Raw genomic sequence first — 23929 nt, 5'->3', positions numbered from 1 at the left:
CTTTGCAAGATAGTAGCATGACTTTTGCCTGTGGTCAACGGGAGAAAATTTGAGGGGGCTATCCTCTCATTCGGCTTGCTCAGTACGCAAAAGAATTTTCCCTAAATTGGCATGTTGCATCATGCGGCGATGGGCGGCGGATGCTTCCGAAAGCGGAAAGACGGAATCAATGATGGGGCGCAGTTCCCCCCTTGCCCAATGTGTGGCGGCAAAGGCTTCAAAGGCGCGGGTTAGGGCAATTTTTTCGGAGAGCGGCGTCCGTCGCAGTGTTGTCCCCCGCACGGTGAGGCTTTTGGTTAAAATGGGTGCCAGATCAAGAGTCCCACTGCTGCCACCTAAAAAGCCAATCAAAAGCACCCGTCCACCGCTGCGCAAGGCGGCGAGATTATCCGCCCAATAGGGCGAACCAATAAAATCGAGGATCATATCCACCCCGCCAACCGCTTGGGCAGCCTCAAGGAAGGACTCCCTCTTGTAATTCACAGTGATCTCTGCCCCAAGTGATCGGCATAGATCGCACTTTTCCGGCGATCCAGCAGTAGCGAGAATCGTTGCCCCCACAATCCGCGCCACTTGAATGGCTGCCGTGCCAACCCCGCTTGCCCCGGCATGGATCAGAATCCGTTCACCAGAGCGCAGCCCGCCGAGGGTGATCATATTCAGGTAGGCGGTGAGAAACGCCTCTGGAAGGGCGGCGGCATCCACCGTAGCGATAGGTTTGGGAATGCGCAGCGCCATCCCTGACGGAATCACCGCATAGTCGGCATAGCCGCCGCCCGTGACCACCCCCATGACGCGATCTCCGCGTTGGAAGTCGCCCGCCCCTTGCACAACCTCCCCAGCAATCTCCAAACCGAGGATGGGTGAGGCATCTTTGGGCGGTGGATAGGCACCGGCACGCTGAAGGAGATCAGCGCGGTTGACGCCAGCCGCCGCTACGCGGATGAGAAGCTCACCCTCCGCCGGGATTGGATCAGGAGCGTCGCCATAACGCATGACCTCCGACGCACCGGGTGCATCAATGAGGATCGCTTTCATCGTCCTCCCATTCCCAATCCTCGCCGTCTGACTCCAACCCGTCGGTGAGAAGCGTCCCCTCAGCCGGATATAAAATTGCCATTGCCAATTCGTAGGCATCTTCGGGGACGAGGATGCGAATCTGACCGATCCCAATACCCAACGGCAAGACCGACCCTAGCGCCTCACGCTCTAAGAAAGCGGGAATCCCCAAACTTTGCAACCGTCCAGCAAGGATCGCCGCCTCAGACTCCCCAAAGGCAACCGCCACCACCGCCCACAGCATTCCATTGCGGCGGAGTGGTGGTGTAGCACTCATGAGTTTGCTTCCGCTATTTTGGGGGCTTGATAGGCGGGGAATATCACCGTGAAGGTTGTCCCCTCATTTTCTTTGCTTTCCAACCAGATTCGCCCATCATGTTGGTCCACCACTGTTTTGACAATGCTCAGCCCCAAGCCCGTCCCTTCAAACTCTTGTACAGCGCGATCCGTGCGGAAAAATTTGTCGAACACATAGGGCTGGTCTTCGGGGGAAATACCAATTCCAGAGTCTTGAACTTGAATGAAGGCGAGATCGTTGTCGCCCCACACATGGATGGTGATCCGCCCGCCATTGGGTGTGTACTTTACGGCGTTGCCAATCAGGTTGGCGCACATCTGGCGAAGGCGAAGGGCGTTCCCCCAGACGGGGGGAGAATCAAGGGCGATTTGGATATCCGTTTGCAACCCCTTCACGCGGATTGTCCCTTGCAGCGGCTTGAGTGCCATATCAATGATGTTGGCGAGGGCGACAGGTTCGAGGTCGATATTGTAATCGCTCTCCAACTTGCTTAGTTCCAATAATTCCGTAATCAGCAAGGTGATCGACTGCACCCCTATCACAATTTGTTCGATAAACTTTTCCTGTTGGCTGTTCAACGTGCCAGCGCGTTGGATGAGTTCGGCATAACCGAGGACGGCGGTCAACGGTGAACGGAGATCATGAGCAACAGAGGCGACAAAATCTGTCTTTGCCTTGTCAAGGCGCTTCAGGGGGGTAATGTCTTGCATGACCACTGCCCGTCCAATCCCTTCAAGGATCGTCAATTGGGCGTTGAGTGTTTTTTCCGCCGCGCCGAGTGTGATCTCGGCACGGCGTCCACGTTTATCGTTAGGGTCTTTTTGAAACAGCGTGATCACTTCGGGGTTCGTGATTACCTCGGTAATGGGCTTGCCAATAAAGTTGAGCGACCCAACGTTGAATATCTCGCGGGCGGTCGGGTTGCAGAAAAGCACATGATCTTCTTTATCAACGACGATGATCACATCATCGGTATCCCGCAAAATGGCATCAAGAGCGTCCCGTTCGCGGGTTGTCTCGGCGTGAAGGCGTGTGTTCTCTATGGCAATGGCAGCAAAATCAGCGATGATTGAGAGCGTTTGCACGTCTCCCGCATCAAATTCCCGTGCTTCCTCGCGGTGTTCAACGCCCAAAATACCGATCACCTTCCCGTGTAGGCGAAGCGGGACATAGGCGGCGCTTTTCAGGGGGTAGGGGGTGAATACTAGGCTGCTGTTGCGCTCGCTAATCACCAGTGGTTCGCCATCAAGGGCAACGCGCCCAATCCCGCTCTGATTAATCTTGATGCGCAGGGTCGCTGCCGTGCGTTGGTCAATGCCTTTCACCGCCCGCAGGTAAAGTTCGTCCGTGCGGCGATCCATCAGGAACAACCCACCCGCTTCCGCCGCCGTGACATTAATCGCTGCCTCTGTCGCCCGATCCAGCACTTGGTTTAAATCCAACATCGCCGTGACGCTTGCCCCGACATTGAGCAGGTGTGCCATCTCACGAAAGCGCTTTTCAAGCCGTTTGTTCGCTTCCATCAGGTGTGCGGGCAGACGATCCGCGATTTGCCGTGACCAATATCGATTCATCACGCGCCGGACGGAATCAAGCAGTTCAGCAGGGGTATAGGGCTTCACCAAATAATCGGCAACGCCAATGCGCAGCGCATGTTGGAGGGCATCGACGCGATCCGTCACGCTGCATACGATCACCGGCGTGTCATAGCCTTGCTCACGCAGAGTTTCAATGAGGGTAAACCCATCTTGTCCGGGCAAGCTGATCTCGGTGATGATTAATTCTGGCACAAGGTCGCGGGCAAGGAGCGCCCCTTCCTCGCCCGTTGCGGCAGTGATCAGATCATAGCCGACGCCTTGTAGGATGGTTTTTGTAATATGTCGGGCGTTCTCTTGATGGTCGATCAGGAGGATGCGTTCACCGCTCAAAACGTCGCTCCCATTCGCAGATACTGTGCCTTATAGTTAGAATTCTGTTATAGAGGATAACCAATTTAAAAGGATTGAGCCATGCCAGATCGCAGGACAACCCTTCAGCGGACGCCTCTCCCTTTTGGGAAATTATCACCGAATTTCAACCTTGAAAGCGTGGGCGACGGGCTGCACTATACCCGCGAAGGGTTTCGGGGAAAAGCGGGTTTGCTGATCATCTTTTTTAGCGACCCCGCAGCGGTGTATGATTTACTTAGTGCAGTAGGGAGGGATTCCGCTGAATATGCCGAATTGAACGCACGAGTCTTCGCGCTTTCCCCCGCAGATCGGGAATCGTTGCTGAGCTTGGCAGCAGACCTTCCCTTTCCGATTCTTCGTGATGCTGAGGGAAAGGCATGGACTGCCTTCACTGGAGCAGGCGAGTACGCTTACGCCGTATTTTCTTTAGATACCTACGGCGGCGTGGAGGGACAGCGCGTGGTGGCAACAGCGGCGGAACTGCCCAACGCAAAAGAACTGCTCTATTGGGTGCAGGGAGCGCAGTTTAAGTGTAGCATTTAAACGGTACACGCCCTTAGACATGTTAACGCCGTTTGAGCGTCACCCCATCGGCGCCGGGGCTGCCGGGAAAAATCTTCGGGGTCATCTCCGGCGCGAATTCAGCAACCATCTCAGCAGAGAGCGCGTTATGCGCCCCTACCTCTCGGTAGAGTTCCCCACTGCGGCGAAGGGTGCGCTCTTGAGTCTCGAAATTCGTTTTATACAAGCCAAAGCTGTAGCGTGGATCGTAGCCTTCCGTCCATTCAAAATTATCTAAAAGCGACCACCAAAACAGCCCCCGTACAGGGATATTAAATCCGCAAGCATGCCAGATTCCTTTCAGCGTTTGCGCCATATAACCGGGGCGGATGGTGTCGTCGGCATCGGGAACGCCTGCCTCGCTGACATAGATTGGCTTTTTCAATACCTTGTAAAGCCATTGCAGCCGTTCAAAAATCGCCCCCGGATTCAAACCACCCCACAAACGCGGACCGACGGGCATATCCGGCGGTTTTCCTTGCCGGATGAACAGTGTTTGAGGCGATTTCCAGTGAAACCCCGAACGAAATTCTTGATAATACTGCATCCCCACCCAATCCACCGCCCCCACCGCATGAGGGACGCGAAATGCCCGCCCCCCAGAAAGACGCAGTGACCCTGTGTTGAAGGCATCCAGAAAGGCGTGATTGAAAAAGCGATTCACCAGCCGTGTGGCAAGGGCATTGATAGTGCCGGGCGGGGCGGGTTTGTTGCCAATAATATGCGCGGAAAAGCCAATCTGACCTTCGGGCTGAATCGCTTTGATCGCATGATAGGCGCGGACATGCCCTTCAAGCATGGCATAGGCAGCCCGCCGCGTCGCCCCTAACTGCTTTTTCCCCGGCGTCCATGTCCCAAACAGATAGCTGTTGGTGGCGTAAACCATAGGCTCATTCACCGTACACCACAGCCTACACAGATCGCCAAGCGCCTTGACCACCGTCTCGGCAAAGGCGGCAAAGCGGGCAGGGGTGTCTGCCACCAGCCACCCGCCGCGCTCTGCCAACCAGATCGGGTTGGTGAAGTGATGCAGCGTGATCATGGGTGTCATGCCCCGTTCGCGGAGGGCAAGCACCATCTGGCGGTAGCGATCCAACGCCCACTGATCGATCTTCCCTGCCTCTGGCTCGATCCGACTCCATTCGACGGAGATGCGCTGTGCGTTGTTATAGAGCGAGGCGGCGCGGTCAAAATCTTCCTCATAACGTCCATTCCACCAATCACAGGCAAGCCCATGCTTGTGATCTTGGAAAATGCGCCCTGGCTGCTGCTCCCACTGCCACCAGTCATTGCGGTTTCCACCCTCTACCTGATGGGCGGCGGTGGCACACCCCCATAGGAATCCGGGCGGAAAGACTAACTGCCCGTCAACTGCCATACGTCCTGCTGCTTCTGGAAATGCCATAGGGTTTACCGCTTCCCCGGATGCCCTAAATAGATTGCGTCGGCGTAGACTTGCCGCGCCCCTGTTTCTTGAAAGCCAACGCTGTGTGCCAAGCGGAGCGAGGCTTCATTCGTTGGTTCAACAAGGTAGAGCGGCAAACGCCCACCCGCCAAAACAGCCTCAATAAGCGCCACAAGGACGCTTCGTCCCCATCCCTTTTGGCGGGCGCCAGGGTCAACCTCTACATAGAGTTCAGCAAATCCCGCCGATTCCCAGTTTACTCCGGCAATGGCACGCACCCGCCGCTCGCCTGTCTCAGCGCTGATCTCGGCACGGGGTGAGCCATCGGGGGCGCTGCTGCGCCGGACGAGGATGTTCATTTCTGAACGAAACTGAGCGCGATCCAAGACATGGATCGTCAAAATACGCTCCCCGCTGATCTGCATACTTCCCCCCACAAGGGGGAGTTGATTCAGCGGCGCAAAAAACATGTAAGGTCGTCCCGGTAGGGCAATCTGCGAGAGTAAATTAGCGGCAGTTTCGGCATCAAGGCAGCCAAGCGTAATCAACGGACGAAAGAGATCAACGCCCGTTTGGAAACGCCCGGCAAAGCCCCTCGCCGCCGTGACGAGCGTTGAGCGGCTGGGATCATGATAGAGCGCGTAATAGGCGGTGGGGGCATCCGCCGGACTGGTAATATCCAACCGAGTGGCAATCTCGGCGCGTTTGTCGCGGAGCGCGTTTGTCACAGGATGCCTATTCCGGTAGCTGCAAGAGTTCCAACGTTTGCTGCGAGGGCGAGGGGTAGGGATCGTACATGACGATCTCATCCTCTAACTGCTTAAAAAACAGCCGTGTAAACGCCAAACGCTGCACGCCGAACGCCTTTCCGGTAGGGGTGATCAGCGTCGAAAACCACGCCTCTGCCCGTTGAAGCGTCCAACCCGAATTCAACTCGCGGGCAAGGTCGCTGACGGGGCGGTTGTTCAGTGTGTTCAGCGTGCGCAAGGCGATCAACAAATTACTGACGCCAATTTTATCAAGCGTTTCGGCGTCAATCAGCATAAGTGTTTCCGGGCTGTATGCGGCGGCAACAGCTTCGATTTGCGCTTCGATGGGTGTTTCTTCTTCCCAGTCTTGGTGGTGTCCACGCACCGCCTCCGCCACACGCTTGACAAAATCAGCCGCATAGTGCTCTTTGGTTAGGTAACGCCCTGCCGTCTCTGCCCCACGCACGCCGTGATAAGGAATATCCACTGTGTAATGATCAATATCATGGAAAAGCGCTGCCACTTCGCAGACCGCCCGCGTATCGGCATCGGTTTTCTCGCCGTCGCACAGTTTACGGATGTTCTTCAGCACATTTAAGGTGTGCATCCAGCGGTGTTGGGCGCGGGCGCGGGCATCCTTATGCCCATAAAGATCTGCTGTGCGCAGCAGATAGCCCCGCACATATTGGGCGACGCGGGTCAGTTGAAGTTCGGTGAGCGTAAACATGCTGTGCCTCAAAAAAACCTTAGGCAAATTGGGAGATAAACATCATTCGGAATGATCGTGAAAAGGATTGTACCAGTTTGAGCGACGGGTGGGGTTGGGTGATCTGTTGAAGTGAATGACTAGGGTGTGTTGACGTTTTTGGCTCAGAACCCCTACCCCCCCCTTGCCCCTTCCCCCACTGACAGGGGAAGGGGAGAAATTTCCCTCTGTGTTTACAGGGAAGGAGCAGGGTTTCAAAGCCCCGAAGGGGTGGTTACTCATAGCCTGCTGCTTTAGCGGCGGGCGCTCACGGGCGGCGACGAGTGCAAGGCATTGCGACCCTCAAGGGATTTCAATGTCAACACACCCTAATACACCTTAGAGCCTATCCGTAACTTCGGGGTTGGCTTGTAATCAGGGCAGCGCTGAGAAACATACCTTTGGCAAGCATGGCATGTTTCCCTGAATGCCATCAACAAAAGGGTTGTGAGCGGCGCTGCCCCTCACCGGAATGATTCCCCCTCAGCCCACGCAGTGGGAGAGGGGGCTAGGGCAACGGCGTAATCTTTCTTCAATATCACAGCACGTTTGCATCTAGCATCGGAGCGGGTTAGAGTCAATGCCTATGGACGATTTGCGACTGATTGAGGGGATCAAAGGGCGCGATGAGGAGGCAATGATGAGCCTCTATCAGCGCTACACCGATCTTGTATACAGCGTCGCTTTTCGTATCGTCAACGATGCACCACTGGCAGAAGAATGTGTTCAGGATGTCTTTCTGAAAGTTTGGCAAAACATTGCCCAGTTTGATTCAACACGAGGGGCATTTCCTCCGTGGTTAGTAGGGATCACTCGTAACCTTGCCATTGATTGCCTTCGCGGGCGGGCGCGGCGGGAAAACACCGCCCCTCTTGACGAGGAACGTGGCGGGGAAAACACCCTTGCCGAAGCCTTCGATGTGGACCTTCGCCGCGATCAGGCTGCCAGTTTACGTGCCGCCATTGAGTCCCTTCTTAGCCCTGAGCAGCGCCAAGTAATTGATTTAGCCTATTTTGGCGGCATGACTCACACAGATATTTCCGAGCATCTCGGCGTGCCATTAGGGACGGTAAAAACGCGCATCCGCTTGGCGATGCAAAAACTGCGGGAGGCATGGCTGCGCGACAAGGATGAGTAAAGGGCTGAGACCGACGTTCAGCAATCCTTAAGTTCCCTTTTTTGCGTATACCTGATCATGATGAACGACAGCGTACTCGAAGACCGCATCATTGCCTATGTGTTGGGGACACTTTCCGCGGCGGAACGCGCCGAGGTGGAGGCGATCACGTCCCGCAACAGCGAAGCGGCGGCACTTCTGAGCGAGTATCAGGCGTCTCTCTATGGCTACACTGCCGTGACGACTCCCCGTCGCAGCGCTCCGGCTGCCGCCGAAGCAGCGTTTCGGGCGCGGCTGGCGGAATTCAGCGGCACAACCAGCGCCCCTGCCAAGCCTAACTCGCGTCTTTCTACAAGGCGGGTTGTCTATGCCCTCGCCGCTGCCATAATCACCCTTGTCCTCGGCGTGCTGGTGCTTTTCCGCCCCTCAACAAATCCAACGGCGGCTATTCTGGGCGACGCGAACGCCGTTCGGGTTGCCTTTGCCCCACAAGGAGAGGGCAGCCCTGAGGGAGCGCTCACCTTCGTCACCGTGAAGGGACGCGCCGAGGGAGTGATCGTTGCCGCCCTTCCCCTTATATCCGATGAGTGGGACTATCAGTTGTGGTTTATTGACGAAGAAGCAATTCACAGTGGGGGGGTTTTTCCGGCAACAACCGAATCGTATTTGGTTACAATCCCAGAAGCAGGACGGGCATACACACTTGGCGTTACCATAGAAAAACGTGGTGGCGTGGCACAGCCGAGCGGGTCGCCTATCTTTGCCGCCCAACTCCCCGCCCTCCCCTAACCCGCGTTACAAGGCGAGCCGCCAGCCAGCATCGCCCTGTAGCCTTGCTGCTCTCGCCTCTCTAGCTAGAGGCAGCGCGAATGGTCACCACCTTCGGCTGTGGGTTTTCCTCTTTGGGCAAGGTAATTGTCAAGAGCGCATCGCGCAGATCGGCTTTTGCCTCATTCGGTTTAACCGCCTGAGGGATTTTCACCGCGCGGTTGAACTCCCCAAACTTCCGCTCCCGCCGCAGATAAGACTCAGCCGGAACAGCCGGATCGGAATGGGTTTTCCCTTTTAGGGTGAGCGTCTCGCCAGTAATGGCGACATCAATCGTCTCCACATCAATTCCCCACAGCGGTCCTGCTTGAACGACGACGGTTGTCTCCGTCTCGTAAATATCAATCTGGATCAATTGCCCACCAAGCGCAGATAAGCCATCTTCAACAACGCGGCTTACCGAGTCGCGGAGATTACTTAGGCTTTTCATCGGGTCAAAACGCGAGGCGTCTGGTTGTGGTTTGGGTTCATCGGTCATGGTTTGATTATCCTCCTGTGATCCTGTACGCGAGAGCGGCGGTGGGGTTGCAGAGAAGTTATCTCCAAGTGACAGTGAACCCACCTCCTATCGAATACAGGCGGTTTGTTCTGCATGGCACGCTATAATCATGGGGAGGGTGAAATCACTTGGCGGGAGGGCTGCACATGGTAAAACGGATCGTCTTGGCTTTTCTGGTGATGCTAGGCGCTGTGCTAGGGACTATCCTGAGCGGTGGTGGCGTTGCCGCGCAAGATGGCACGCCACCCATCCCCACCCGACGCCCCATCACCGATAACGAGGTCAACCGCGTCTCGAAAAATCTATACTGCCCCGTCTGCGAAAACCTCCCCCTTGATGTGTGTCCAACCGAAGCGTGTGTCCGCTGGAGAGAGGAAGTACGTGGGCTGCTTGCCGAAGGATACAGCGCGGAGGACATTGAGCGCCATTTTGCGGAGCGTTTTGGGATGAAGGCGGTGGGCGTCCCGCTCGATTCGGTGGGGCAGTTTTTGACAATGGGGCTGCCTTTTCTGCTGTTTGGTGGGGCGGGGGTGGCGATTGTGATCATGCTTTTCCTGTGGCAGCGCCGCGCCCGCCTTATCCCAGAAGACCGAGGAGAAATGCCCTTGCCCACTAGGGAAGACGATCATTCCTATTTGGCGCAGTTGGAAGCTGATTTGCGTGACGAGTGAGGGAAATGAGGGCAAGTGCGTAACCCCTAGGATGAATCAGCGCACCCTAAATTCGCCCCAAGTGCTGCCCCGATCTATACTATGAAAGCATAGGGGAAACCAGAGCGGCAAGCGTGGTAGAGGGTAAGAGCAATGACCGACAATTCCGATGCCAGCATTACACGGCTGAAAAACCCAATGATCACCCGTTCCCGCCCGCCAAGCGATGCCCCCGGCATGGTGGACGGTATTCCGGTGGAGGAACTTGTTCGGCTGACGCGGGAATTCACCACACGCATCACAAACGAAGACCGCCAACGGCTGACCATAGAGGTCAACGAGAGTGGGCGCTCGCTCCAAAGCGGCGCACCGTATATTTTGCAACAATTCTTTGCCGGCAAAATTGATCTTGATGGGGAATTGATGCGCCGCTACCCCAGTGCGCCGCTGCTCGCCTCTGCCAATTACAATCCGGCGCCGGGCAAACGCGCCAAACGTGGCTTTGCCCAATTCAAAAGCCAAGATGAAGCGGCTGTTTTGAACATTGATTTACAAGGCATTGATGGCACATTAGAAGCCGATTTTATTCTGCGGGGGATGCTCGGTCTGCGGTTTACCTTAGGGGCGCTGCCCGATGCCTCACGGCGGCGTTTTCTCGATCTGATGCGCCGCCAAAATGGAATCACCATTCTGTGGGCAAAGGAACGTTGGGAGCGCGATTACCTGATTTTTATTGTGCGGGAGCGATTCGCTCGTTTGTATGCTTTTAGTCCGGGGCGCTTTGATGCGGCGATCCGCCTGCCCCCGCCCGTCTTGGACGAGATGACACGCTGGTTGGCGGGTTTTTGGGTCACGGATGAACTAACCCGTCCCTCCGAGGCGCTCACCGACCCCAACAAACCCTGACAACCTGTGACGATCCATAACCATAAGAAGGATATTTCATGCGTGACTGGGGACTGAATGCCGACAAACCGCACGCTTTACGTTTCGCCGCTGATGCCCGCCTGACGCGCACGGATTATGCCGATGATCAGGCTTGGGAACTCGCCTTTGGTGGGGCGCAAGAGCCAGCCCTCGCTATCCAAACAAAATATGGCGGGCGGGCGGGCTTGGCGCGGCTTGTCCCTATGTTCATTGTCGATGGGCGAACCATCTACGAGACAATCGCCTTTGCCGAACGCCCCGTTGTACGCAGCATCACCCCCAATTACACCCATATCACGGCGAAACTGACAAACAGCCTAAGCCTAACCTTTGACCTGTGGGTGATGGAATCACATGCCGTTGGGGGCAGGTTTCATGTTGAAAACACCGCCGAAAAACCGGTCACGCTGCGCGTAGAACTCTTTGCCCAAGCGATCCGTAACGACAAAACGGTGACGATGAACCTGTTGGGCTTGGATGATGGCAGCGAGGCACTCCATATGGGGCGAATCGGCAATCTTCATCCCATTGTAATCCTCGAAAAGGCGACCCCCCAAACGGGCGGACGACCCAACGAACGAACGAGCGCTAAACTGACGACGACCCTCACCATCAGCGGGCAGGGGCAGGGCGAGGTACGCTGGGTTCATGCCGGCTTGACGACGATGAACGAGAGCCTTGCGGCGGCGCACAGTTGGCTTAGCCGTGTGGATTGGGAGGCAAATTTCCGCAAGATCGCGGCGCTCAACAATCCACTTCCCGTCATTGAGACCAGCAACGCCGATTGGGATGCTGTGTTGGGCTTTGGGATACACGTCCTGCTGCGGAGCTTTCTCTCCCCAACAAAGGCGCTGCCCCACGCCTCGTTTGTCACGGCGCGGACACCCGGACGGGGGTTCAGCGCCCAACCCGATGGTAGCGATCACGGGCGGCAGTGGAACGGGCAAACGGCACAGCTAAGCCATTTCATCTTGCCCTCGACGGCAATCCTCGCCCCGGAATTGGCAAAGGGCGTCATTCGCAATGCTCTTGCCGTGCAAGACAGCAGCGGCGGCATTGATTATAAAGTGGGCTTAGGTGGGCAGCGGGCGCATCTGCTCAGTTTGCCGTTGTGGGCAACAACAACACACGAGGTCTACACGCTGACCGAAGATCGCGCCTTCGTCCAAGAGGCGCTCCCCGCTCTGCGTCGCTTTTTTAGAGGCTGGTTTCAGCCCGAAACCGATGCCGATGGCGACGCTGTGCCAGAATGGGCAACCGTAGAGCAGAGCGGCTACCCCGATAACCCAACCTTTGCCCGTTTTCGCCGTTGGGCGCAAAACGCCGACATTCAAAAGGTAGAAGCGCCCGATTTGGCGGCGTATCTGATTGCCGAAGGGACGGCGCTGCTGGCGCTAGGCGAGATTGCCGCCGAAGGAGACACTAGGGGCGCCGCTGAAACCAGCGACACCGCCTTCATCCAAGAGCGTCTTGAGGGGCTGCGTGCCGCCTTAGAAACGATGTGGGACGAGCCGAACGGAACGTATCTCTACCGCGAACGCGACACAAACGCCATTTTGAAGGGGATTTACCTGTTCCGAGGGAAGGGCGATGAAGCCTTTGACGTAAAAACGCCGCTCGATCCGCCCAACCGCCTCATCGTGCGCATCATTGGCGGGCGGGATAGCGCCCCGAAATGCACGGTGGTCATTGAGGGGATCGATCATCAAGGGAACGCCGTCAAGGAGACCATTGATAGCACTGCCTTTGCCTGGTATTACGGCATGGGCGCGGCAGTGAGCGAACGGGTGTACCGTCAGGTGAATTACCTGAAGTGTGAAGGGATCATCCGCCTCTATACGGTGGAGGTCGATACGGTAGACCTCACCCGCCAAAACCTGACTCAATTGCTTCCCTTATGGGCGGGGGCGGTGGGCAGCGAGGAACGTCTGCGGCGGATTGTGGCGACACTGAACGATCCGGCACGTTATGGGCGTCCCTTTGGCTTGCCCATCTGTCCAGCGAACGATCCGGCGTTCATCCCCAACAACGATGGTGGCAGCGGCGGCGTGTGGATGGTCTGGAACGGGCTCTTCGTACAGGCGCTTCTTGAGAACGCCGCAACAGCCGCCAACAAATCGCTGCGGGGCGAATTAACGGACGCCGCACGGGGGTTGTTCAGCCGGCTGATGGAGGCGATGGCAAAGGCGCTGCGCACCGATCACGCCTTCCGAGGCGGCTACAACAGCGAAAGCGGTGACGGCTTGGGTGATATTGACGAGATAGAAGGGACATTCCCGCTGGCGCTCTTTTTCCGCCTGATTGGGCTGCGCCCGATCAGCACCCGAAAGGTCTTTGCTGGCGGTGTTTTTGCCCTTCCCCACGCAGTGACCGTCCGCCTGTGGGGGATGACCATCCGCCGCGATAACATGGGAACGTATATCACCTTCCCAACGGGGTATCAGGTGCAGGTGGACAGCACATGGCAAGCGATTGAAGACTCCACACCCCTTCCGGTGGAGTCAGCCGCGCCGCCGCCACCGGAGACCCTTCCTGAACTGCCTCCCGTCGTCCATATCCGCGAACTCCCGCCGATCTCAACGGATACCAGCGAAGGGGCAATTATCCCCGTGCAGGGTAAAAAAGATGACACCATGGAGATCACCATCAAAGCCGTTGACTTTGAGACTCCAACGGACGCTCTGCCACCCTCAGGGACAACCGATTTGCCTACCGAACCGCGTCCGCCAGCAGGCATGGGCGGGACGACGAAAATCCCTGTTCGTAGACCAAACGACGATTAAGCGTCGATTAGACATTGGTCAAGGGAGGGAAAGGGCAGCCGATTTCTCGTTACACTAACTAGCATGGCGACTTACATAATGACAGACAAACAGCGGGAAACAGACAGCAAACTGGAAAAAATACGGGTCTTGATCGTTGATGATGATCGCGCCATTTGTAACATGATGGCGAATACCCTGCGCACAGCCGGGTACGAGGCGTTCACCGCTTACGATGGAGCGTCGGCATTGGCACATTACCCAACAATTCATCCTCATCTCGTTCTGTTGGATTTCGCCATGCCAGAGATGAACGGCTATGAAGTGGCATCTGCCATTCGCAAACTCGATGGCGGCGCACGCCGGACGCGAATCATCTTCGTCACCGCTTACGCTCAGGCAACCTTAGTCGCGCTCGATTTCAATATCAGCAGCGATGGCTTTCTGACAAAACCACTGCTGCCCAGTGAATTGCTACGCCATGTCCATGAATTTCTCAACGGATAGCACAATTTCTGACCAAACAACAGCGGGTAAGACGAAAGGGACGCTGAGATCGCCCCTTTCTAACCGTCGGGGGTCTTTTTTGATCCTCGTCGGCGCAATGCTCCTTCTCTCCTTTCTATGGGTGGGCGGGGTTGGGGCAGTTACCCAACAGCCCGCCCCGACGCTCGTCCCGCCGACGCTCGTCCCTCCCCCGCCGACTGCCACACCCTATCCGGCAATCAGCCGCACCGCCTTAGCACGGATTCGAGAACGGACGCCGGCAACGCTGGTGGTGGGAACGCCCGCCAACCGCCTCCCCTTCGCGGCGATCACCGATACGGGGGATTATGAAGGTTTTGAAGCCGACATTCTCCGCGCTATTGCCGAAGATTGGGGTATACGCCTTGAATTTCGGCAAGTGACGAAAAAAGATGCCTATGGGCTGCTCCAAGCGGGGACAATTGACGTATTGATCGGCGGGCAGATCATCAGCCGCGATGCCCCTGACTTCCTCGATTTTAGCGATCCCTATTTCGTGAATCGGCAGGTGGCGTTGGCGATGGCGGATACGCCCGGCGATGTCCTCAGCCTAAATGGGCAAATAGTGGGCGTCGTGGTGGGCAGCGCAGGGGAAGCCGCCTTTGGGGGATTCAGCCTCGCCAATGGGATGAACGTCACTGTCAACCGTTACGCCATGATGGACGACGCGATTCGGGCATTGGGGGCGCGGGAGATTACCGCGCTGGTGGGAGATCGGTGGGATTTGGATCAGCGTGTGCGGGGAAAGATTGAAGGCGTCCGCCTTATGGATGGCACGTTCCGCAGCGAACCGTATGGCATTGCCATGCTGCGCTATGATGATCATCTCCGCACGCTGATCAACCGCACCTTACAGCGCTTGGTCAAGAGTGACCGCCTGAAACAGATTTTTGATCGCTGGTTTCCGCCTGACCTAATGCCGAGCGAAGATCGAGTCTACCCCTTGGTGTGGGCTGATCTGGATGCCGATACGCGAGCGGTCAACTGCGCCCCAGGCGGGGAGTGTCAAGCCTTTCCTGTCGATATCGTGCGCCCCGCCCGTTCGGTCATTGAGATCATCCAAACCGGTGGGGCGCTGCGCGTGGCGGGCTTGGGTGAGCCGCCCGATGCGCGGGGGACTGTCTCCATCTTAGAGACGTTCAATGCCGCGCTCATTTACGAGATGGCGCGGCGCTGGGGTGTAGGCGTGATGATCGTACCGGGGGCGCACGCCACCGCCGAAGATGCCCTTGCTAGTGGGAACGCCGATCTTGCTATCAATGTGAAACCCCATTGGGGGACGGTGGATCGTGTTGACTTCGTTGGGTGGTATGCCGAGCGCGGCTACCGGATGTTGGTGCGTGTGGGCAGCCCCGTTGAAAACTTTGGCAGTTTGCGCTTGGGCAAGCGTGTGATTGGCACATTTGCCGACGATAGCGGCGCGTTCGAGATCGCCCGCCGTTTGGCGATCAGTGTGGGGATTCCCGAACAGACCATCCAACATATTCCCTTCACTTCTGATGAACAAGCGATCCGTGAGGTGTTCGAGACGCAAAACGCACGGGTGCTGTTTGGCGATGCCCTGCGAATTATCCCCCTAGCAGAACGGAACAAGCCTTACGTCCAACTGACAAAAACACTCTATGAGAAATCGCCGCTCACTTTTGCCGTCCCGCGCAATGATGTGCCATTCCGCATCCTTGTGGAGGCAACGCTCCAAGAAATGTACCGTGATGGGACGTATCAGCGCTTGTGGCGCGATCTGTGGGGGATGGACGAACCGTTGAAGATGATCATTATGCCGGGGACGGGAACGCCCTTCGGGATACGGGCGGTGGGGTGATGGGCAGCACATCAATGCGGCGCGGGGTCTATGGGCTGATGGCGGCGTGTTGCCTGACGCTGATCGTCGTACTGCTGCTGCTGCCAAGCCTTTGGCAGCGGGCAGATGCCCAAGCGCCCACCCTGACGCCGCTTCCTGTTCTCATTGTCACCCGCACAGAGACTCCCCCCCCGTTTGAATCGCCCACCCCGTCACGTACACCAACTCCCGAAGTAAGCACCATCCGTGCTGAAGCCCGCGAAGAAGCGAATATACGCTCTGCGCCAAGCCTTGATTCACAAGTATTGTTCAAAGAAAAACCGGGGCGCTTTTTTGCCGTGACGGGGCGCTATGGGATGTGGCTGCAAATTCGCTATGATCGGGCGGCGTCTGGGGTAGCGTGGGTCTATGAGGATGTCGTTGTGCTAACGGGGGGCGATCCGGCGACGATCCCAATCATCGACCCACAGGCACTGCCCACAGCGAATGTAGCGACGGCTGGTGCGCAGCAAACCTCAGAGTTTCTGACGGCAACGCCCGGCGCGCCAGAGACGGCAACGGTCATGCAGGCATCGGCAACGGGCATTTTTACACGGGCAGCGGATGGAGGGGTAGGGACACCGCTTGGACCGCAGCCAACCTTTACCTATCCACCTGCCTTTGTCGAGGCGACGCTGCCCGCACGGGTATCCCTATCGGCGCGGGGAACAATCCCACCCATCGTGTTTATCGCCGGACTCGGCATGATTGGGGTGGCAGGGATGCTTATTGGAATGCTCCGGCGGCGATGAGCAAGGGGAATCCCTCTTGAAACGCATTTGGAAGACCATCGAGAGAATCGTCTTTGGTGGCGTCTAGCGCATTCGCGCAAATCTCGGTACACTCCTCTCTCAATCGATTGTCTCCTGTTTGTGAACCCTATAGAATTAGGTTGTGTTAGGTAGTCAGCAGCGAAGGGGGCGGCAAGGGCAGGTGTCCCCCCGCCACATAGAAAGGGCGGTCTCCAAGCTATGTCGAGCAGCCAGCGTACCATTCTTCAATCCCTTCGGACGTTGGTCGATCCGAAGACCATCCCATTTTTAATCTCACAGGGCGTGCCGCGTAAGCTGTTTCCGCTTGGCACATTCCTCCTGGGGATTATTTTGGCGTTCTTGTGGGCATATGTCATCTCGCCAAATGTCTACACCGCTGCCGAAGCGGTGCATTTGGGGGATTCTTGGAAGCGGGAATATGTAAAACAAACGGCATGGCAATACAGCGCCGCCCGCCAAGACCCCAATACCTCTGCCGTCGCCTTACAAAACGCGCAACTTCAATTGGATTATCTGGGCAATGCACCGGAAATCGTCAATGGGCTGATTGTGGAACTGCAAACGGGCAATCCGGCAGATCCGCTCCTCCCCCGTCTGTTGGATATTCAGCCCTTAGCGCGGGAAAACCCAGACCAAATCGCCAAAGTGACCTCCAGTTTCTTCAATGGCAACTTGACCCCTGTGCTGTGTGTGGTTGTCCCCGCCCTGTTGATTGGCGGAATCATCATCTTCAACACAATCATCCCGATTGGCGTCCTGTTCCAGCGGAAATCTTCAGCGCCTTCGACAGTCCAAGAGGGGCTGGAAAAAGAACGCCGTAAAGCGATGGAAGATGCCCGCAAAAAGGCAGTAGAGGCAGAAAAAATCGTCAAAGCCACCCCTGAGAGCGGAGCAACCGTCACCGTAGATCGAGGGACGCCGGTTGCCCAATTCATGTCTACGTACATCATGGGCGATGATTACTTTGATGACTCGTTCGCTATTGAAACGTCTGCCGGGAAGTTCCTCGGTGAGACGGGCGCGGGGGTCTCAAAGGTAATTGGCGTGGGTGATCCCAAAAAGGTGACCGCCCTTGAGGTATGGGTCTTTGATGCGAACACCACAAACACACTGACGAAAGTCTTGATGACCGAACATGCCTACCGCGACGAGGCAACCCGTGCCGAACTTGCCCCGAAGGGCGAGGCAGTCATGATAAAAACGGGCGATGCTGTCCTTTTGGAGACGGCAACCCTGACGATACAGGCACGCATCCTCGACCTTGCCTATGCAACCACAGCGATGCCGCAGGACAGCGTTTTCGAGCGGCTTTCCATCCAGATTTCGGCATGGGCAAAGAAGGCTGATGCCCCCGATGTTGCGTCTGCCTTTGGCGATACCAGCCCGATGGATTTGCCGCGCTAACAGTCAACCACAGGGATTTCTAAAGAACCCTTATCCCCCCCTCCTCGTTTGCGGGGAGGGGAGAACAGCCATTCGTAGGGGCGACCCAACGTGGTCGCCCCTACTCTGCTACCCTTTCAAACCTTACACGGGCGGTTGATTTTACACTGAGGGTTAGCCCTGTGCGGCGTTCGCCAAGCGATCTGCATACTGCTGCTTGTAATAGGCAAGGTATTCCCCAGTCTTGATCTTGCGCCACCACCATTCGTTCGCTTGATACCAGCGCACCGTTTTTTCCAACAGTTCTTCAAAAGATGCCGACTGACGCCAGCCAAGCCCGCGAATCTTTTCGCAGGTGAGCGCATAGCGGCGATCATGTCCGGGGCGGTCTGTCACATAACGGATGAGCGTTTCCGGCTTGCCAAGCAAGCTCAGGACGCGCTTGGTCACCTCTAGGTTATGGCGTTCGTTTTCCCCGCCTACGTTGTAGATTTCGCCGGGTGTTCCTTTGTGTAAGACGAGATCAATCGCCCGACAGTGATCATCAACGTGCAGCCAGTCGCGCACCTGCATCCCATCGCCATAGACAGGGAGAGGGCGATCATCAATTGCCTCGGTGATGAACAAGGGCAGCATTTTTTCGGGGTACTGATATTCCCCGTAGGTGTTGCTCCCCCGCGTGATGGTCGTCGTCATGCCGTAGGTCACATGGTAAGCGCGGATCATCATCTCGCCGCCGGCTTTGCTGGCTGAATACGGGCTGTTCGGCTCAAGCGGATCGCCTTCTTTGAAGAACCCTTCAGGGATTGAGCCATAGACTTCATCCGTACTAACGTGGTGGAAGCGCTGAATACCCGCCTTCCGCGCTTCTTCCAGCAGCACATAAACGCCAACGACATCCGTTTTGATAAAGGCGTCGGGGTCAAGGATGCTGCGATCCACATGGGATTCAGCAGCGAAGTTGACAATCGTATCAATGCCATCCGTCGCTAAAATGTGGCGGACGGTGGCATGATCGGCAATATCCCCGCGCCGAAAGGCATAGTTTTCTTCATCGCTGACAGGGAGCAGGTTATCCATATTGCCCGCGTAGGTCAGCTTATCAAGGACGATGATCCGGTAGTGCGGGTAGGTCGCCACCATATGGCGCACAAAAGCGCTCCCGATAAACCCCGCTCCGCCCGTGACCAAAATAGTTTTCATGGTACATTCCTGTGTCGGTCAGAATCTAGCGCATTATAGCATTCCGGCGGAAGGTCTTGTATCCATTGGTTACGGCTTTATTTTAGAAGCCTATCCGCAAATTGGGGTTTGGTGTGTAATTGCGGCAGTGCTGAGAAAGATGCCTTTGGCAAACACCGCATCTCTCCCTGAATACCATCAGAAAAAGGGTCGTGAGGGGTTGCCCTAAACTTTACCTATAATTTACGGATAGGTACTTAGGACGATTATGTTTTCCCCGTCGTTATTCATCTCGCGTTCATTGTTTTGAGGACTTCTGCATAGGATAATCTACGTCATGATCCACCATACCAAACGCCCTGTCATTGAGCCGAATCGCGTCTACTCCCGCGAGGAAGTCGCTGAAATTTTGAACGTCAGCCTCAGCACTGTCAAGCGGCTGATCACCGCCCGCGCCCTGCGGGTTAGCCAACCGCCGGGGATGCGCCGTGTCCTCATTCGTGGGCAGCATATCCTCGATTTGTTGGCGGCAACCGAAGTCCAGCAGCCAAGCGCGACAATAGAAGGTGATGATGAGAATCGCTGAGCGCCACACACGCTATTGGGTCATTTTTTTTGCGCTGCTTATGACCGTAGCCGCTTGCAATGACACGCCTCCTCCCCCGCCAAATGCCGCCAACGCCACACCAGTTCTGACCCTTGCCGAGGCGGAAAACGTTGCCCGCGCCTTTTTGGATGGGTGGATAGCGGGGGATTACGATGCAATGTATACCCTGATCACCCCGCGCAGCCAGATCACCAGCCGCGAAGCGTTCCGTGAGGCGTACACGGCGGCGGAAAAAACGGTGCAGCTTGTCCCAGAAAAGGCGAAACGTTACACACTCCATGCCGATCGGACACAGCAGCAGGGAACGACAATCATCGTCAGCTATGACATGACCTTTGTCTCCTCCACGTTGGGCGAATTTTCCGACATGGATCGCACCATGCGTCTGATTGTTACCCCGCGTGGCTGGCGGGTGACATGGAGTACGATGGATATTTTTGAGGGGATGGCGGGCGGGGCTACCCTTGCCCTCAGCCGTGTTCGCGCCCCGCGTGGGACAATCTATGATCGCTATAACCGCCTGATTGCCCAAGATGGCGTGACGAACATTGCCGTGCGCCTGCTGACCCGCAGCTACCCAACAAACAACCCCGACGAATGCTTTAACCGCCTTGCCAGTGTCTTTCGGCTTTACCGCCCCGATCTCGAAAAATACAAAGCCTTTACTGGGCTGGATAACGGCTACACCATTGGGATTCTCAGCGAGCCAGATTACAACGCCTTGCGTCCCTCGCTGGATCAAGTCTGTTTGCTGGAATACCGTCGGCAAAACTCGCGCTTCTACTTTGCGGGAAACCTTGCCGCCCAAAGCGTCGGTTTTGTCGGTCCGATCCAAAATCCGGCAGATTACCCCGATCTCTCGCGAGATTCGCTGGTGGGTTTGTATGGCGTAGAGCGCACCTACCAAACAGAGTTGGGCGGGGTGAGTGGGGCAAGTTTGGAGATCATCACCCCCGACAGCATCCTTGTGCGGACAATCTACACCCAAAAAGGGCGGGGCGGCAGCGATGTGACCTTGACGCTTGACCGCGACTTTCAATTGAAGGTCGAACAGGCGGTTGCCGATGCCTACAATGCGGCGAACTGGGCGCAGTTTTCGCAAGGGGCAGCGGTGGTTGTCTTGGATGTCAAAAGCGGCGAAATTTTGGCAATGGCGAACTACCCGACCATTAACCCCGATGCGTGGCGCTTGGATACCTCTTTTGACGCTGGCACCATTGAGGGCTACCTAAAAAATCGGGCAACGGTGAACCATGCCACTGAGGAAACCTACTTTCTCGGCTCGGTGATGAAAATCGCCTCCACCGCAGCAGCGGCGGGGTCGGGTTTGTTTGATCTCAATGAGATTGTCGATTGTCGCGGGACCTACCGCAGCAGCGATGAAGATTTCACCCGTACAGACTGGATTTACCTTGAGCCAAACCGTAACCCAAACTATCATGGGCGAATCAACCTGAAACAAGGGCTGACCTCCTCCTGTGATGTGTATTTCTGGACGGTTGGGGCGCGAATCTGCGAGAAAGATGCGCGGCTCATTCGCCGCTATGCCAACGATATGGGATTAGGGATTCGCACCGGAATCGAGGCGCTCATTGAGCAAGAAGGGTACATCCCTGATCCCGACAGTCAGTTTACCCGCAGTGGGAAACGGTGGGGGACGGGCGACTGCCTAAATATCATCATTGGGCAGGGCGATCTTCAAGTAACCGTGCTGCAAGTGGCACGGATGCTCATGCTCGTCGCCAACGGGGAAAAACTCTATACACCGCACCTTATAAAATCCATTGGCAACGCGGGAGAAGCCCCGTTTTACACGGCAAACCCGCCCGACCCGACGCTCAAAGACATCTCCCCAGAGGTCATCGATGGGATTCGCGTCGCGCTCTGCAATGTGACGACCAACAAAGAATTTGGCACGGCGCAGTGGGTCTTTGTCAATTTTGACCAGACGAAGGTACAGGTCTGCGGAAAGACGGGAACAGCGCAGAGCGGATCGCCTTATCCACATGGGTGGTTTGCGGCGTTTGCGGGCATCCCGGGCGAAACGCCCGATATTGCGGTGGCAGCGCTCGTCCTCACCAGTCGCGAGGGGTCGGAAACCGCCGCCCCAATTGTCCGCCGTGTCATTGAGGCATACTACAACCTTCCTTACGCCCCGTTCCCCGATTTTTGGAGTCTCCCTTACGAACTGCTGCCGACGCCGGGCTTGGGCGAGGGTGGACCGCCCCGTGCTGCGCCGTAGCCACCACCCTCATGTAGTCGCCCCCATAATTCCACCGCATGGGAGCGCCCGTCGCTAAAGCAGCGGGCTAGGATTGACTGCCCCTTTGGGGCTTGAATACACCTCACCCCCTCCTCGTGTGGAGAGGGGGAACGAATTCGCGCCACCCCGCACTCGTGTGGTCGCCCTCACCCTCCTTTCCCTGCTACACAAGGGTAAAGAGGAAACCCCAACATAACTTAGAGTAACGTGCTTAGAGGGGTTGGCGGAAAATCGCACCTTTGGCGATAATGGCGGACATCATTAAACGTTTCACGCCCTCCGAAGGGGGTTCATCACGGATGCGCAACCATCCCCTACTTTACGAAATCAACACCTTTGCCTGGCTCAATACGCTCTCCCACCGCTACGGGAGGGGAATCACTCTACACAACGTTCCCGACGAAGTACTCGACACTATCGCCGCTGATCATTTCGATGTCGTCTGGCTGATGGGCATCTGGGAGCGCAGCCCCGACGCACGCGACATTGCTCGCAGCCACGAAGGGCTACGCAACGACTATGCACACGCCCTGCCCGGTTTTACCGAAGACGATATTATTGGCTCTCCTTATGCCATTCACCGCTATGCCGTTGATTCGCGCATTGGCGGGCGGGATGGCTTAGCCGCCTTCCGAGAGGCGCTGCGGCGGCGGGGAATGGCGCTGATCCTCGATTATGTGCCAAACCATGTGGCAAATGACCATCACTGGATTCACGACCATCCCGATGCTCTCTTGGGCGGCACAGATGAGGATATGTTGGAGTCGCCGGGACATTTCTACCGCGCCCGCAGTGGGCGCATTGTTGCCCATGGGCGCGACCCCTACTTTCCACCCTGGGGGGATACCGCCCAAGTGAATGCCTTCTCGCCCGCCGGACGCGCCGTCACCCGCGAGGCGCTCATTGAGATTGCCAAACAATGTGACGGCGTGCGCTGTGATATGGCGATGCTGCTTGTCAACCGCATCTTCGCCATGACCTGGGGGCTGAACGATCACCACCAGAATGAATTCTGGCGGGAGGTCATTCCAGCGGTCAAAACCGCCTTCCCGAACTTCCTCTTTATGGCGGAAGTCTATTGGGATATGGAGCATGAACTGCAACGGCTTGGCTTCGATTACACCTATGACAAACGCCTTTATGATCGGCTGCTTCATGAGGGGACAGCCCTCGTGCGCGATCACCTCATGGCAAGTTACAAGTATCAAGCGCGGATGGTGCGCTTCCTAGAAAATCACGACGAACCACGTGCGCTAACGGCATTTGGCGAAAAACGCATCGCCGCCGCTGCCGTGCTAACGCTGACCTTGCCCGGTATGAAGTTGATCTACGAGGGGCAGTTAGAAGGGCGGCGGGTGAAGCTCCCCGTCCAATTAGGACGCGCCCCTGACGAACCCCTTGAAGCATGGCTGCGTGACATGTACCGCAGCCTATTGGCAGAAGTGAACCATCCCATCTATCATGATGGGGTGTTCATGCTTTTGGCGGCGCATCCCAACCCCAATGAGTCCGAGTCAGTGGTGCATGGGGCGGTAATCGCTTATGCGTGGGCATACCAAGAGCATTGGCGCTTGATTGTGGTAAACCGTGCCGATCATGCTGTGCGGGCGCGGGTGATGCTTCCTCAACCCAGTTTCAGAGGGTCGGGGCAGTGGCATCTTTCAGATGCCCTCGATGACAATCATACAAAAGTGGTCAGCGGCGATGATATGCTGACGGCAGGCATAGGCGTTGACCTTGCGCCGAACTCCGCCCACATCTACCACATGGAACAGAAGTGACATTACTGACCCCTTGAGGTGGGGAA

21 protein-coding genes are annotated in these 23929 nt (G+C 56.6%); 13 read left to right on the top strand and 8 right to left on the bottom strand.

Annotated elements, in window-relative coordinates; all coding sequences use genetic code 11:
- Positions 1-66: 66 nt before the first annotated feature.
- From HS103_00795 to HS103_00785, 3 genes are read right to left on the bottom strand one after another with little or no spacing between them, the layout of a single operon-like run.
- Positions 67-1038: an NAD(P)H-quinone oxidoreductase gene (locus HS103_00795; protein MBE7511338.1), complete on the bottom strand. Its 972-nt coding sequence runs from the start codon at positions 1036-1038 to the stop codon at positions 67-69.
- Positions 1019-1336 carry a DUF2007 domain-containing protein gene (locus HS103_00790; GenBank protein ID MBE7511337.1) on the bottom strand — a complete coding sequence of 106 codons (318 nt, stop codon included), beginning with the start codon at positions 1334-1336 and terminating at the stop codon, positions 1019-1021. The genes HS103_00795 and HS103_00790 overlap by 20 nt, the downstream gene beginning before the upstream one ends.
- Positions 1333-3285 (bottom strand): response regulator, encoded by a 1953-nt coding sequence (locus HS103_00785; protein MBE7511336.1) that lies wholly within the window; start codon positions 3283-3285, stop codon positions 1333-1335. Before HS103_00785 ends, HS103_00790 begins: the two co-directional genes overlap by 4 nt.
- A gap of 81 nt (positions 3286-3366) precedes the next feature.
- Between HS103_00785 and HS103_00780 the strand changes: the two genes are divergently transcribed.
- Complete coding sequence (locus HS103_00780) at positions 3367-3849, top strand: hypothetical protein (GenBank protein MBE7511335.1); 483 nt, start codon at positions 3367-3369, stop codon at positions 3847-3849.
- A gap of 22 nt (positions 3850-3871) precedes the next feature.
- On the opposite strand, the gene HS103_00775 is transcribed toward HS103_00780, so the two are convergent.
- Genes HS103_00775 through HS103_00765 form a run of 3 tightly spaced genes read right to left on the bottom strand, consistent with a single transcriptional unit; the run spans position 3872 to position 6748 of the window.
- Positions 3872-5272: a glycoside hydrolase family 1 protein gene (locus tag HS103_00775; GenBank protein MBE7511334.1), complete on the bottom strand. Its 1401-nt coding sequence runs from the start codon at positions 5270-5272 to the stop codon at positions 3872-3874.
- Between the two features lie 5 nt (positions 5273-5277).
- Positions 5278-6000, bottom strand: coding sequence for a GNAT family N-acetyltransferase (locus HS103_00770; protein MBE7511333.1), 723 nt, complete (start codon positions 5998-6000; stop codon positions 5278-5280).
- A 7-nt stretch (positions 6001-6007) separates the two neighbouring features.
- Positions 6008-6748 carry an HD domain-containing protein gene (locus HS103_00765; protein ID MBE7511332.1) on the bottom strand — a complete coding sequence of 247 codons (741 nt, stop codon included), beginning with the start codon at positions 6746-6748 and terminating at the stop codon, positions 6008-6010.
- A gap of 604 nt (positions 6749-7352) precedes the next feature.
- Between HS103_00765 and HS103_00760 the strand changes: the two genes are divergently transcribed.
- Positions 7353-7904 (top strand): sigma-70 family RNA polymerase sigma factor, encoded by a 552-nt coding sequence (locus HS103_00760; GenBank protein ID MBE7511331.1) that lies wholly within the window; start codon positions 7353-7355, stop codon positions 7902-7904.
- A 57-nt stretch (positions 7905-7961) separates the two neighbouring features.
- A complete protein-coding gene (locus HS103_00755) occupies positions 7962-8672 on the top strand; it encodes an anti-sigma factor (protein MBE7511330.1) in 711 nt (236 codons plus the stop codon).
- Between the two features lie 61 nt (positions 8673-8733).
- On the opposite strand, the gene HS103_00750 is transcribed toward HS103_00755, so the two are convergent.
- On the bottom strand, positions 8734-9189 hold the full coding sequence (locus HS103_00750) for an Hsp20/alpha crystallin family protein (GenBank protein MBE7511329.1): 456 nt from the start codon (positions 9187-9189) through the stop codon (positions 8734-8736).
- 167 nt (positions 9190-9356) lie between these two features.
- Here HS103_00750 and HS103_00745 point away from each other — a divergent pair, with 167 nt between their 5' ends.
- From HS103_00745 to HS103_00715, 7 genes are all read left to right on the top strand, one after another.
- Positions 9357-9881 carry a cytochrome c-type biogenesis protein CcmH gene (locus tag HS103_00745; GenBank protein ID MBE7511328.1) on the top strand — a complete coding sequence of 175 codons (525 nt, stop codon included), beginning with the start codon at positions 9357-9359 and terminating at the stop codon, positions 9879-9881.
- A gap of 132 nt (positions 9882-10013) precedes the next feature.
- Positions 10014-10766, top strand: coding sequence for a hypothetical protein (locus HS103_00740; GenBank protein MBE7511327.1), 753 nt, complete (start codon positions 10014-10016; stop codon positions 10764-10766).
- A gap of 38 nt (positions 10767-10804) precedes the next feature.
- On the top strand, positions 10805-13570 hold the full coding sequence (locus HS103_00735; GenBank protein ID MBE7511326.1) for a hypothetical protein: 2766 nt from the start codon (positions 10805-10807) through the stop codon (positions 13568-13570).
- A 78-nt stretch (positions 13571-13648) separates the two neighbouring features.
- The gene (locus tag HS103_00730; GenBank protein MBE7511325.1) at positions 13649-14056 is read left to right on the top strand and encodes a response regulator; all 408 of its coding nucleotides are present in this window, start codon (positions 13649-13651) and stop codon (positions 14054-14056) included.
- Positions 14031-15896 carry a transporter substrate-binding domain-containing protein gene (locus HS103_00725; GenBank protein MBE7511324.1) on the top strand — a complete coding sequence of 622 codons (1866 nt, stop codon included), beginning with the start codon at positions 14031-14033 and terminating at the stop codon, positions 15894-15896. The genes HS103_00730 and HS103_00725 overlap by 26 nt, the downstream gene beginning before the upstream one ends.
- The gene (locus tag HS103_00720) at positions 15806-16666 is read left to right on the top strand and encodes a hypothetical protein (GenBank protein ID MBE7511323.1); all 861 of its coding nucleotides are present in this window, start codon (positions 15806-15808) and stop codon (positions 16664-16666) included. Before HS103_00725 ends, HS103_00720 begins: the two co-directional genes overlap by 91 nt.
- 219 nt (positions 16667-16885) lie before the next feature.
- Positions 16886-18091 (top strand): hypothetical protein, encoded by a 1206-nt coding sequence (locus HS103_00715; protein ID MBE7511322.1) that lies wholly within the window; start codon positions 16886-16888, stop codon positions 18089-18091.
- A gap of 153 nt (positions 18092-18244) precedes the next feature.
- Here the strand turns inward: HS103_00715 and rfbB are convergent, their stop codons facing one another.
- Positions 18245-19273 carry a dTDP-glucose 4,6-dehydratase gene (gene rfbB / locus HS103_00710; protein ID MBE7511321.1) on the bottom strand — a complete coding sequence of 343 codons (1029 nt, stop codon included), beginning with the start codon at positions 19271-19273 and terminating at the stop codon, positions 18245-18247.
- Positions 19274-19589: 316 nt separating this feature from the next.
- Between rfbB and HS103_00705 the strand changes: the two genes are divergently transcribed.
- The 3 genes from HS103_00705 (at position 19590) to HS103_00695 (ending at position 23903) form a co-directional block, all read left to right on the top strand.
- Positions 19590-19838, top strand: a complete 249-nt coding sequence (locus tag HS103_00705; protein MBE7511320.1) for a helix-turn-helix domain-containing protein — start codon at positions 19590-19592, stop codon at positions 19836-19838.
- Positions 19822-22101 (top strand): hypothetical protein, encoded by a 2280-nt coding sequence (locus HS103_00700; protein MBE7511319.1) that lies wholly within the window; start codon positions 19822-19824, stop codon positions 22099-22101. Before HS103_00705 ends, HS103_00700 begins: the two co-directional genes overlap by 17 nt.
- Positions 22102-22421: 320 nt before the next feature.
- Positions 22422-23903: an alpha-amylase gene (locus tag HS103_00695; GenBank protein MBE7511318.1), complete on the top strand. Its 1482-nt coding sequence runs from the start codon at positions 22422-22424 to the stop codon at positions 23901-23903.
- Positions 23904-23929 lie beyond the last annotated feature (26 nt).

This window comes from Anaerolineales bacterium (genome assembly GCA_015075625.1).
Taxonomy (GTDB): domain Bacteria; phylum Chloroflexota; class Anaerolineae; order Aggregatilineales; family UBA2796; genus UBA2796.
Note: the sequence above shows the minus strand (reverse complement) of the source record. Positions and strands in the feature narration are given on the sequence as shown.